This window comes from Micromonospora andamanensis (assembly GCF_016863495.1).
Taxonomy (GTDB): Bacteria; Actinomycetota; Actinomycetes; order Mycobacteriales; family Micromonosporaceae; genus Micromonospora; species Micromonospora andamanensis.
Map to the genome: position 1 here is coordinate 124,590 of NZ_BOOZ01000007.1, position 11,524 is coordinate 136,113.

At 70.7% G+C, this 11,524-nt stretch carries 10 protein-coding genes; 6 read left to right on the forward strand and 4 right to left on the reverse strand.

Going from position 1 to position 11,524, the window contains the following annotated elements; genetic code table 11:
* Positions 1-129: 129 nt before the first annotated feature.
* On the forward strand, positions 130-1,377 hold the full coding sequence (locus Van01_RS08930; RefSeq protein WP_204003626.1) for an LOG family protein: 1,248 nt from the start codon (positions 130-132) through the stop codon (positions 1,375-1,377).
* Positions 1,378-1,434: 57 nt separating this feature from the next.
* Here the strand turns inward: Van01_RS08930 and fbaA are convergent, their stop codons facing one another.
* Positions 1,435-2,460, reverse strand: coding sequence for a class II fructose-bisphosphate aldolase (gene fbaA, locus Van01_RS08935; protein WP_099848177.1), 1,026 nt, complete (start codon positions 2,458-2,460; stop codon positions 1,435-1,437).
* Between the two features lie 223 nt (positions 2,461-2,683).
* The gene (locus Van01_RS08940) at positions 2,684-3,067 is read right to left on the reverse strand and encodes a phage holin family protein (RefSeq protein WP_239098954.1); all 384 of its coding nucleotides are present in this window, start codon (positions 3,065-3,067) and stop codon (positions 2,684-2,686) included.
* A gap of 168 nt (positions 3,068-3,235) precedes the next feature.
* Here Van01_RS08940 and Van01_RS08945 point away from each other — a divergent pair, with 168 nt between their 5' ends.
* The 5 genes from Van01_RS08945 to Van01_RS08965 all read left to right on the forward strand — a co-directional run bounded on the left by Van01_RS08945 (position 3,236) and on the right by Van01_RS08965 (position 10,479).
* The gene (locus Van01_RS08945) at positions 3,236-3,448 is read left to right on the forward strand and encodes a hypothetical protein (RefSeq protein ID WP_204003631.1); all 213 of its coding nucleotides are present in this window, start codon (positions 3,236-3,238) and stop codon (positions 3,446-3,448) included.
* 113 nt (positions 3,449-3,561) lie between these two features.
* Positions 3,562-5,136: an LPXTG cell wall anchor domain-containing protein gene (locus Van01_RS08950; protein WP_204003634.1), complete on the forward strand. Its 1,575-nt coding sequence runs from the start codon at positions 3,562-3,564 to the stop codon at positions 5,134-5,136.
* Between the two features lie 355 nt (positions 5,137-5,491).
* Positions 5,492-6,925, forward strand: coding sequence for a 3' terminal RNA ribose 2'-O-methyltransferase Hen1 (locus tag Van01_RS08955; protein WP_204003645.1), 1,434 nt, complete (start codon positions 5,492-5,494; stop codon positions 6,923-6,925).
* Positions 6,922-9,447, forward strand: coding sequence for a polynucleotide kinase-phosphatase (locus tag Van01_RS08960; protein WP_204003657.1), 2,526 nt, complete (start codon positions 6,922-6,924; stop codon positions 9,445-9,447). Before Van01_RS08955 ends, Van01_RS08960 begins: the two co-directional genes overlap by 4 nt.
* A gap of 96 nt (positions 9,448-9,543) precedes the next feature.
* Positions 9,544-10,479 (forward strand): DUF368 domain-containing protein, encoded by a 936-nt coding sequence (locus Van01_RS08965; protein WP_204003658.1) that lies wholly within the window; start codon positions 9,544-9,546, stop codon positions 10,477-10,479.
* 53 nt (positions 10,480-10,532) lie between these two features.
* Here the strand turns inward: Van01_RS08965 and Van01_RS08970 are convergent, their stop codons facing one another.
* Both Van01_RS08970 and Van01_RS08975 read right to left on the reverse strand, forming a co-directional pair.
* On the reverse strand, positions 10,533-10,910 hold the full coding sequence (locus Van01_RS08970) for an ArsR/SmtB family transcription factor (RefSeq protein ID WP_007454255.1): 378 nt from the start codon (positions 10,908-10,910) through the stop codon (positions 10,533-10,535).
* Between the two features lie 57 nt (positions 10,911-10,967).
* Positions 10,968-11,498, reverse strand: coding sequence for an orotate phosphoribosyltransferase (locus tag Van01_RS08975; protein ID WP_204003659.1), 531 nt, complete (start codon positions 11,496-11,498; stop codon positions 10,968-10,970).
* Positions 11,499-11,524 lie beyond the last annotated feature (26 nt).

Consider the following 11,524-nt stretch of genomic DNA (forward strand, 5'->3'; position numbering starts at 1 on the left):
CTATGGATCCGGAGCCTCCCCAGGAACCGGAAGTGCGGGAGCCCGGCCAGGCCGCCGGGCTCCCGTCCCATGACCGGTGATGTCCGGGGTGACGTCCAGGGCGTCGCGCCGGCCCGGCAGGATGACCCGATGCCGACTCCACCCCCCGCGGACGTCATCGAGCCGCACACCTGGACAGACGAGATCCAGACCCGGGCGGAGTTCGACAGGCGGCTGGCCACCGGCAGCCTGGTCGGACTCACCGTGCAGGGGCTCCGACTGGATCTGGAGCCGGTCCCCGACCTAACCGAGGTCGAGGTGACCGGGACGCTCTTCGTCGGCTGCCGCTTTGCCGCCCGGCAGGTCGGCGCCGACCTGGTCCGCCGGGGCGCCAACGTGGTGCCCCCATTCTCCGGGCTGCCGTACCCGACCCAGCCGTCCCACCTCTACACCCCTGAGGAACTCGCCGCCGGCTTCGCCGAGGGCGGCTTCGCGGCGATGTACGACACCCGGGTGTACGCGCACTTCCGCGCGCACGGCGGGGCGTTGCCCGATGTTCGGGAGGCGCTCGGCCAGCGGCTGCACGACCACGGGGTGGACAACGCGCTCGCCGACGCCACCCGCGCCTGGCTGACCGCCCACGGGCCGCAGTCGGTGGTCGGGGTGATGGGTGGGCACGCGGTCCGTCGCGGCAGTGAGCCGTACCGGATGGCCGCGGTGCTGGGTCGGGAACTCGCGCGGGCACACCGGCTGGTGGTGACCGGGGGCGGCCCGGGGGTGATGGAGGCCGCAAACCTGGGTGCGTACCTGTCGACCCGACCGGACGAGGACCTCACCGCAGCCGTCGACCTGCTCGCGACCGCGCCGGACTACACCGATCACGACCGCTACACGGCGGCGGCGCTACGGGTACGGGAGCTTTTCGGGCGGTCGGTCACGCCCCCGGTCAACGGCACCGAGCCGGTGACCGCCTATCGGGCGGACTCGGCCGCGTTGACCACGGGTGACCTGGACTGGGCCGGCTGCGGTGGGCTCGCCGTGCCGACCTGGCTGTACGGGCACGAACCGGCGAACCTGTTCGCGGGCCGGATCGCCAAGTACTTCTCCAACGCGATCCGGGAGGACACCATCCTGCGGTTGGCCCGGGGCGGCATCGTCTTCGCCCCCGGCCGGGCGGGGACCGTGCAGGAGGTGTTCCAGGCGGCCACCAAGACCTACTACGGTACCGACGGGGTCAGCGGCGCCTACGTCTTCCTGGACCGTGCGTACTGGACTACGGAACTGCCTGTGGAGTCGCTGCTGCGCCCACTGCTCGCCACCTCCCCCTTCGGTGACCTGTCCGGCACCGTGCACCTGACCGACGACGTGCACGAGGCCGTCCGCCTGCTCACCAGGTGAACGACGGCGGCCGGCCCCGCGTACGGGACCGGCCGCCGTCAGCACGACGTCAGGACGTCACTTGGTCATCGTGGTGCCGGTGGAGCGCAGGTGCTCGCAGGCCTCGGCCACCCGGGCGGCCATGCCGGCCTCGGCGGCCTTGCCCCACACCCGGGGGTCGTACATCTTCTTGTTGCCGACCTCACCGTCGACCTTGAGCACGCCGTCGTAGTTGCGGAACATGTGGTCGGCGACCGGGCGGGAGAAGGTGTACTGGGTGTCGGTGTCGATGTTCATCTTCACCACGCCGTAGTCCAGCGCCTCGCGGATCTCCGAGAGCAGCGAGCCGGAACCACCGTGGAAGACCAGGCTCAGCGGCTTCTCCTTGCCGTGCTTGGCGCCCACCGCCTCCTGGATCTGGTTGAGGATCTCCGGGCGGAGCTTGACGTTGCCCGGCTTGTAGACGCCGTGCACGTTGCCGAAGGTCAGCGCCGCCATGTAGCGGCCCTTCTCGCCCAGGCCGAGCGCCTCGACCATGGCCAGGCCGTCCTCGACCGTGGTGTAGAGCTTGTCGTTTATGGCGTTCTCGACGCCGTCCTCCTCGCCACCGACGACGCCGACCTCGATCTCCAGGACGATCTTGCCCTTGGCTGCCTCGTCGAGCAGCTGGGCCGCGATCTCCAGGTTCTCCGCCACCGGCACGGCCGAGCCGTCCCACATGTGCGACTGGAACAGCGGCTCCTGGCCGGCCTTCACCCGCTCCTGGGAGATGGCCATCAGCGGCCGGACGAACTTGTCCAGCTTGTCCTTGGGGCAGTGGTCGGTGTGCAGGGCGATGTTCACCGGGTACTTCTTGGCCACCTCGTGCGCGTACGCGGCGAACGCCACAGCGCCGGTGACCATGTCCTTGACCGAGGGGCCCGAGAGGTACTCCGCGCCACCGGTGGAGACCTGGATGATGCCGTCGCTCTCCGCGTCGGCGAAGCCCTTGAGCGCCGCGTTCAGCGTCTGCGAGGACGTCACGTTGATCGCCGGGTACGCGTACCGGCCGGCCTTGGCGCGATCCAGCATCTCGGCGTAAGCCTCGGGGGAAGCGATGGGCATGTCGAACGCTCCTTACTTGCCGCTGTCGGCCGTACGGCCGCTGTTCTCCGTAGGGGCCCGGCCGTGCGGCCACCTGTCCTACCTTGGGGGCCGGCCGTGCGGCCGCCTGTCCTACCTTGGGGGCCGGCCGTGCGGCCGCCTGTCCCACCTTGCTGCGCCGGACCGCGCTGTCCTCCGCGGGAAGTATCCCGTAGCGGAACCGGCCGGGCACAACCGGGCCGGTTCACCGCCGGTCCGCTGGATCCGGCACCGCCACGCTGATCAGCCAGGTGACCACCGCCATCACGATGGCCCCCCAGAAGGCGGCCCAGAAGCCGTCCACCTGGAACGGCAGATCGAGCGCTCGGGCGATCCGGTCGGTCAACAGGAACAACAGGGCGTTGACCACGAGTGCGAACAGGCCGAGGGTCAGCAGGTAGAAGACGCAGCCCACGACCTTGATGACCGGCTTGAGCACCGCGTTGACCAGGCCGAAGATCAGCGCCACGACGATCAGGGTGAACGCGGTGTCGTAACCGGTCCGCCCGGTCACCTCGACGCCGGGCACGATGAGCGTGGTGATCCACAGTGCGATGGCGGTCGCCGCCAGCCGGATGAGGAAACCCACGGCACCATCCTGGCACCGGCGACAGTCGCCGGTGGGTCGATTCGGCCGACTCGGGTGCGCCCTCGGCGTACCCTCAGCGGCTCGGTGGCCGGCCGGTTCCCAGCACTGCGCCGACACACCCCGTACGGTGGGTGGGTATCCCGTCCACCGACATCCCGGAGGCATCGAATGGGCCAGCCCGACGAGGACTTCGCCCCCGGCGACCACCTCAGCCCGGAGGAGCGCGACCTGGAGACCGAGCCGGCCGACGCCGTGGAGCAGGCCGCCGTGGTCGACCCGAGCCAGGTCGAGGTCGAGCCGCACCGCGGCCTGGAGGTCGACGACTGGGACGCCATGGAGCAGGCCCGCGTGGTCGGTGCCGACGAGGACGACTACCGCTGATCAACCTTTCGGCCGGACTTTGCCCGGGACTGTCGGTACGGGCAGCGAGGATCTTAAGGATTCCTTAGCATCCGGGGGCTTCACCTGCACCCCTCACGGGAGGACCCCCCTCAATGCTCACCCACTCCACCCGGCGCCGGCTGGCCGGGTTGGGCGTGGCCGGCGCGCTCATCGCCGCCGTCGCCGCCCCTGCCACCCCTGCCTCGGCCGACGAAGCCGAAATCTCGCTGGGCGTCTACTTCGGCGACAACACCCTTGCCGCCGGCTCGCCCGGGAAGATCGACAGTCCGATCCTGTTCGCTTCCTCCACGGTGGTGGTGCACGACCTCACCGTGCGCTACGACTTCACCGACCTCGCGGGTAAGGCCACCGTGACGTCGGAGTACGACTCCAGCTACTGCTCGACGCCCGAGCCGAACGTCCTGCTCTGCACGGATCCGTTCGAGGTCGAGCTGTACGAGGGCGGCTTCGGCGGCCGCTACTCGGTGGTCATCGCGCCCACCGCGGACGCGAAGGACGGCGACGAGGGCACCGTCAAGGTGAGCCTCAGCGCCACCGGCTACGCGCCGGTGACCCACGAGGCGCGGGTACGGATCGGCGAGGGCGTGGACCTGGCCGCTGGCCCGGAGACGGAGCGCTCCGGCAAGCCGGGCTCGGCGTTCACCATGCCGCTGCGGGTCGGCAACCCGGGCGACACGGTCGCGAAGGGCGCCGTGGCCGTGTTCTACAACGACTACGGAATTCAGCCCGCCAAGCAGTACGCCAACTGCACCTATGAGGGCACCTTCCTGCGCGCTTGCCACTTCGACCGCCCGCTGGAGCCGCGTACCAGCTACGTCACCACCCTCGCCTACCGGATCGCCAAGGACGCGTTCGCGCCGGGCTTCGACTACGGCGAGATCCTCTGGATGACTCCGGCGGAATTCGAGGACTACGAGGCGTACGTGAAGAGCCGGGGTGCCACCACCGGCAAGCCGGGCACCGGCGGAAGGCTGGGGCTGGACGAGGCCGGCCCGAGCATCGCGGCGCGGAGCTTTCAGGCGGACACCCAGCCGGACAACAACTGGTCGAGCCTGGCGGTGACGGTCACCGGGAAGAACAGCACCGACCTGGCGGCGGTCGGCGACGAGGTCTCCGGTGCGAAGGGCGACGAGGTGGTGGCCACCGTCGGCTTCCGCAACAACGGCCCGGCCACCCTGGACTACGGCCGTTCCGGTTCCTCGGTCACCCACATGCAGGTCGGAATTCCGAACGGCACCACTGCGGTCAAGGTGCCCGAAAACTGCTCCCCGGTGCGCGGCGAGAACGAGTGGGGCGAGCCGGGCGAGCCGGGCGCCCGCCTGTACCGCTGCTACACCAGCTGGTTCATCAAGGCAGGTGACGAGGAGATCGTCGAGTTCGGGCTCCGGATCGACAAGGTTGTCGCGAACGCCACAGGCGATGTCAAGGTCAACGTCGCCTGCCAGTGCGACGGCGGCTTCTACGCCGACCTGAAGCCGGCGAACGACATCGCCAAGCTCGTCGTGAACCCGAGCGGCGGCCAGGGCGGCGACGGCGGTGACGGCGGCGAGTTGCCGATCACCGGCGCCAACACTGCGCTGATCGCTGGCGTCGGCGGCGTGCTGCTCGCCGCCGGTGCGGCCGGCTTCGTACTGGCCCGCCGCCGCCGTACCCACTTCACCGCGTAGTCCCGAACACCCGAACCGAAAGCACCACAGGTGCCCCGCCGACCACCCTCGGCGGGGCACCCCCCTTTCCACCCCCACCGCCGTCACCCCGGCCACCTCCCACGGTCGCCGCCACCGTCCCCGCACCCGCCGCCCAGCCCACCCCACCAACCCTCGCCGCCGCTGAAAGCCGGCACTGCCGCGGGAAGCTGGACACCGGCGGTTTGCGGGGCAGCCCCACCCGCGCAGGGATCAAGCCTGACCGCCCGGAGCGGGTGGGGCTGCCCCGCAAACCCCACCGCAACCACCGAAGAACCCACCGCAACCACCGAAAAACCGGACGGCACAAGATCGAGAGAGCTGACACCATGGGCGGGTGCTGCTCACCCTCACCACCACGCACCAGCCGGCGACGGACCTCGGTCACCTGCTGATCAAGCACCCTGACCGGGTGCAGACCTTCGACGTGCCCGTGGGCACCGCGCACGTCTTCTACCCGGAGGCCGACGAGCAGCGCTGCACGGCTGCGCTGCTGCTCGACGTCGATCCGGTGAAGCTGGCCGCCGCCCGGGGTCGCGGCCGGAAGTCGACAGCGACCCCGGAGAGTTTCACCCTCGGGCGGTACGTCAACGACCGGCCGTACGCCGCGTCCAGCCTGCTCGCCTCGGCGCTGTCGAAGGTGTATCGCTCCGCGCTGCGCGGTGCGTCAAAGGAACGTCCCGAGCTGGCTGCCCGGGCCATCCCGCTGGAGGTCCGGGTTCCGGTGCTGCGCTGCCGTGGTGGTGCCGACGTCGCCACCCGGGTGTTCGGGCCGCTCGGCTGGGCGGTCACCGCCACCGCCATCCCGCTTGACGAGTTGCACCCGCAGTGGGGTGACAGCCGCTACGTGGACCTGACCCTCACCGGCACGCTGCGGGTGGCGGACGCGCTCAACCACCTCTACGTGCTGCTGCCCGTGCTGGACGACGCGAAGCACTACTGGGTGGCCCCGGACGAGGTAGACAAGCTGCTGCGGGCCGGCGCGGGCTGGTTGGCTGACCATCCCGAGCGCGGACTGATCATCCGCCGTTACCTGGCCCACCGGCGGGCGTTGGCGGGTCAGGCACTGGAGCGGCTGGACGCCCAACGACCCACCGACGAGCCGACCGCCGACGACGCGGTGGCGGACGCGGTGCCGGACGGATCGGTGCCCCGGGCCCCGCTGGCGGCCCTGCGCCGGGACGCGGTGCACGCCGCACTCGTCGCCGCCGGTGCCCACCGGGTACTGGATCTGGGCTGCGGCGGGGGCGCGCTGCTGGCCACGCTGATCGGTGATCGCCGGTTCACCGAGATCGTCGGTACCGACGTCTCCACCCAGGCCCTCACCCTGGCCGCCCGGCGGCTGCGGTTGGACCGGTTGCCGGAACGTCAACGCACCCGCGTGATGCTCCGGCAGTCCGCGCTCACCTACCGCGACGAGCAGCTGCGCGGGTACGACGCGGCGGTGCTGATGGAGGTCATCGAGCACGTCGACCCGCCCCGGCTGCCGGCGCTTGAGGATGCCGTCTTCGGCTTCGCCCGGCCGACGACGGTCGTGGTGACCACGCCGAACGTGGAGCACAACGTGCGCTTCGAGGGGTTGCCTGCGGGCGCGCTCCGGCACGCCGACCACCGGTTCGAGTGGACCCGCGCCGAATTCGCCGAATGGGTACGGCGGGTGGGCGCCACGTACGGCTACTCGGCGGTGGTGCACGGCGTCGGTACGGACGACCCGGAGGTCGGAGCACCCACCCAACTGGCCGTGTTCACCCGTGCGGAGGCACCGCGATGACCGTCCTCGACATTCCCGAGCTGGCCCTGGTGGCACTTGTCGGGATCTCCGGCTCCGGCAAGTCGACATTCGCCGGCCGACACTTCACGCCGAGCCAGGTCCTCTCCTCCGACGCCTTCCGGGCGATGGTCGCCGACGACGAGAACGACCAGTCGGCTTCGGCGGAGGCTTTCGACGCGCTGCACTACGTGGCGGGCAAGCGGCTGCGCGCTGGCCGGCTCACCGTTGTCGACGCGACGAATCTCCAGCCTCACGCCCGAGCCGCCCTGATCAGGCTCGCCCGCGAACACGACGTGCTGCCGGTGGCGATCGTCCTGGACGTGCCCGAGGACCTGGCCTGGGCACGGACCGAGGCCCGGTCCGACCGCACCTTCGGCCGGCAGGTGCTGGGCCGGATGTCCCGGGACCTGCGGCGTAGCTACGCCCAGCTGGCGCGGGAGGGTTTCCGAAAGGTGCACGTGCTGCGCGGTGTCGACGAGATCGAGGCCGCCGAGATCCACTACGAACGGCTGTTCAACGACCGGCGCGAGCTGACCGGCCCGTTCGACATCGTCGGTGACGTGCACGGCTGCCGGGCCGAACTTGAGACGCTGTTGACCCGGCTGGGTTGGCGGTTGCACCACGACGACGCGGGCCGGGCGGTCGACGCGACACATCCGTCGGGGCGTACCGCCGTGTTCGTCGGTGACCTGGTGGACCGCGGCCCGGACTCCCCCGGGGTGCTCCGCCTGGTGCGGGGCATGGTCACCGCCGGGCACGCGCTCTGCGTGGCCGGCAACCACGAGCAGAAGCTGCTGCGCAAACTGCGCGGCCGCAACGTCAAGGTGGCCCACGGACTGGCCGAGACGTTGGCGCAGCTGGACGCGGAGCCGACCGAGTTCACCGCCGAGGTGGCCACCTTCGTCGACGGACTGATCAGCCATTACGTGCTTGACGGCGGCCGGCTGGTGGTGGCGCACGCCGGGTTGAAGGAGGAGTACCAGGGCCGGGCGTCGGGGCGGGTCCGCGCCTTCGCGTTGTACGGCGAAACCACAGGCGAGACCGACGAGTACGGCCTGCCGGTGCGCTATCCGTGGGCCCGGGAGTACCGAGGCTCGGCGATGGTCGTCTACGGCCACACCCCCACGCCGGAGCCGGACTGGGTCAACAACACCATCTGCATCGACACCGGCTGCGTCTTCGGTGGTCGGCTCACCGCGCTGCGCTACCCGGAGCGGGAACTCGTCTCGGTGCCGGCGGAGCGCGAGTGGTACGCCCCGGTCCGGCCGCTGACCGCCGCGCCGGCCCGGCCCGACGAGGTGCTGGAGCTGACCGACGTGACGGGCCGGCGGCACGTGGAGCACGCGTACGGTTCGCTGACCGTGCCGGCGGAGAACGCCGCCGCGGCGTTGGAGGTGATGAGCCGCTTCGCGGTCGACCCGCGCCGGCTGGTGTGGCTGCCGCCGACCATGGCGCCCTGCTCGACGTCAACGTTGGACGGTTACCTGGAGCATCCGGCGGAGGCATTCGCCGACTACCGGGCGGCCGGCGTGGACCGGGTCGTCTGCGAGGAGAAGCACATGGGCTCGCGGGCCGTGGTGCTTGTCTGCCGGGAGCCGGACGGTGGCCCGTTCGGGCCCGGCGGCGGGGTGGTGCACACCCGCACCGGCCGCCCGTTCTTCGGCGACCCGCTCGACACCGAGCTGCTGGCCCGGGTACGCGCGGCGGTGACAGCTGCTGGGCTCTGGGACGAGTTGGCCACCGACTGGCTGCTGCTCGACTGCGAGCTGCTGCCGTGGTCGGCGAAGGCCGCCGGGCTGATCCGCGAGCAGTACGCCGGGGTCGGTGCGGCCGGCCGGGCCGGCCTGCCGGCGGCCCTGGCGGCGCTTGACTCGGCGATCGGTCGCGGGCTGGACGTGACCGATCTGCGGGACCGCACCGCTCGCCGTCTTCACGATGTCTCGGCCTACACCGCGGCGTACCGGGCGTACGTGGGACCTACCGACGGGCTGCGCGGGGTGCGGCTCGCGCCGTTCGCGGTGCTCGCCGGGGCGAAGGCCAGCTACGGGGACCGCGATCACGGCTGGCATCTGGCGTTTGCCGACCGGCTCTGCGCGGCCGACCCGGAGTTCTTCACGCCCACCCGGCGTCGGGTCGTCGAACTGTCCGACACCGAGTCGGTGCGGGAGGCGACCGACTGGTGGCTGACCCTGACCGGGGCCGGCGGTGAGGGCATGGTCGTCAAACCGTACGCGGGCCCGGCCGCCCGTGGTGAGCGTGGCTCGCTGCTCCAGCCGGGGATCAAGTGCCGGGGCCGGGAGTACCTGCGGATCATCTACGGTCCGGAGTACACCGAGCCGGAGCAGCTCGCTGCGCTGCGACGCCGGTCTCTGGGTCGCAAGCGGGGCCTGGCGCTGCGCGAACACGCGCTCGGTCTGGCTGCCCTGGACGCCCTGGTCGAGGGTGCCCCGCTCTGGCGTCGCCACGAGTTGGTCTTCGCGATCCTGGCCTGTGAGTCCGAACCTGTCGACCCGCGTTTGTGACCTGGCCGGTCCGGTGGCGTCCACCCCGGTAGCCTGGGCGGCCGTGGCGGACGCCACCGGGGCCGGAGATCGAGCAATTCACGGAACGGAATCTTCATGGCATTTGGTGAACGGGTAGGCCACGTCCTGCGCGGCGCGGCCATCGGCGTGGCCGAGGCTGTGCCAGGGGTCAGCGGCGGGACGATCGCGCTGGTGACAGGCGTCTACGAGCGGGTCATCGCGTCCGCCGGGCATCTGGTTAACACGGTGCGGTACACGGCGTCCGACGTCCCGCGCGGGCGTGGTTGGACGCGGGCGGGGCACCAGCTACGGCAGGTGCACTGGGAGGTGGTGATCCCGCTGCTGATCGGTATGCTGCCCGGCCTGCTGATCGCGGCGAAGCTGCTCGAACCGCTGCTTGCCGACCATCCGGAGCAGACCAGAGGACTCTTCCTCGGGCTGGTCCTCGCCTCGGTGCTGGTGCCGATCTCAATGGTCGGCAAGCCCTGGCGGGGGCTGGAGGTGTTCGCTCTGGTGATCGCCGGGGTCGCGGCGTTCGTGCTGACCGGGTTGCCGCAGGCGTCCCTCGAACCGCATCCGCTGGTCGTACTTGTCGCGGCGGCGGTGGCGGTCTGCGCCCTGGTGCTGCCCGGGATCTCCGGGTCGTTTCTGCTGCTGACCGTCGGTCTGTACGAGCCGACCATCAGCGCCGTGAACGACCGTGACTTCGGCTACCTGGCGGTCTTCGCCACGGGCATGGTCATCGGCCTGGCGCTCTTCGTCAAGCTGCTTCAGTGGCTGCTCGAACGGCATCGCCGGATGACCCTGGCGGTGATGGCCGGCGTCATCCTGGGCAGTCTGCGGGCGCTCTGGCCGTGGCAGTCCGAGGATCGCGCCCTGCACGCACCGGGAGACCACGTCCCGTCCATTGTGGCGCTGTTCCTGGTCGGCGTTGCCGTGGTCACGGCAATGATCATCGCCGAGCGTCGCCGGCTGCGCCGGGCCGCCCGGGACCTCACCGAGGAGACGTACGAGACGCCGCACGTCCGCTGACGCCCACCGCTTGGTGGCTGCCCGGGGTTGGGCGGCCACCAAGCGGTTCCGGTTCAGCGAGCCTTTTTGGTGGCCCGCTTACGCGGCGGGGTCAGCAGGTCGGCGATCGTGGCGATCGCGCTCGGGACCAACCGGTAGTAGGCCCACACACCGCGCTTCTCCCGCTCCAGCAAGCCGGCCTCGGTGAGGATTCGGAGGTGGTGGCTGACCGTCGGCTGGGAGAGGCCGAGCGGCGCGGTGAGATCACACACGCACGCTTCGCCCTCGGGGGCCGACTGGATCAGGCTGAGCAGCCGCAGCCGAGCGGGGTCGGCAAGGGCCTTGAGGACCCCCGCCAGCCGCTCGGCGTCGGCGCGTTCGATCGGCTCGCCGGCAAGCGGCGAGATCTGAGGCATAGTCATTTCGGCCAACGCAGTTCCCACGTATTCCATCCTTCCACCAGCAGCATCGATCCGCCTGCATATCAGCAGATCCGAATCGGCAGACTTTTACGCCACAAGGCCGAGGTCAGCCAACGTATAGGCCGCCCGATAGGGCAATCCGGCGGCTCGCACCGCGTCGCCGGCACCACGATCAACGATAACCGCCACCCCCACGACCTCGGCCCCGGCCTCGCGAAGCGCTTCGACAGCGGTCAACACACTTTCCCCGGTGGTGGAGGTGTCCTCCACCGCCAGCACTCGACGACCCGCCACGTCGGGCCCTTCGATCCGACGTTGCAGCCCGTGCGCCTTGCCCGCCTTGCGGACCACGAACGCGTCCAGGGGACGCCCGCCGGCGTGCAGCATCGCGAAGGCGATCGGGTCGGCCCCCAGGGTCAGGCCACCGACCGCGTCGTACGACCAGTCGGCGGTCAGCTCCCGCATCACCCGTCCCACCAACGGTGCCGCCCGGTGATGCAGCGTGACGCGACGCAGATCTACATACCAGTCAGCCTCCCGCCCTGAGGAGAGCACCACCCGGCCATGGACCACAGCCAGGTCGGAGATGAATTTACGCAGGTCGTCGTGGTCCCCCATGGCGATAGAGGGTACTGCGCAAGTCT

Bases quoted from the DNA above. Each gene is read 5' to 3' on its own strand.
- Van01_RS08930 (WP_204003626.1), top strand. From the start codon at position 130: ATGCCGACTCCACCCCCCGCGGACGTCATCGAGCCGCACACCTGGACA.
- Van01_RS08970 (WP_007454255.1), bottom strand. From the start codon at position 10,910: ATGGAATACGTGGGAACTGCGTTGGCCGAAATGACTATGCCTCAGATC.
- Van01_RS08945 (WP_204003631.1), top strand. From the start codon at position 3,236: ATGGGCCAGCCCGACGAGGACTTCGCCCCCGGCGACCACCTCAGCCCG.
- Van01_RS08950 (WP_204003634.1), top strand. From the start codon at position 3,562: ATGCTCACCCACTCCACCCGGCGCCGGCTGGCCGGGTTGGGCGTGGCC.
- Van01_RS08965 (WP_204003658.1), top strand. From the start codon at position 9,544: ATGGCATTTGGTGAACGGGTAGGCCACGTCCTGCGCGGCGCGGCCATC.
- Van01_RS08960 (WP_204003657.1), top strand. From the start codon at position 6,922: ATGACCGTCCTCGACATTCCCGAGCTGGCCCTGGTGGCACTTGTCGGG.
- fbaA (WP_099848177.1), bottom strand. From the start codon at position 2,460: ATGCCCATCGCTTCCCCCGAGGCTTACGCCGAGATGCTGGATCGCGCC.
- Van01_RS08975 (WP_204003659.1), bottom strand. From the start codon at position 11,498: ATGGGGGACCACGACGACCTGCGTAAATTCATCTCCGACCTGGCTGTG.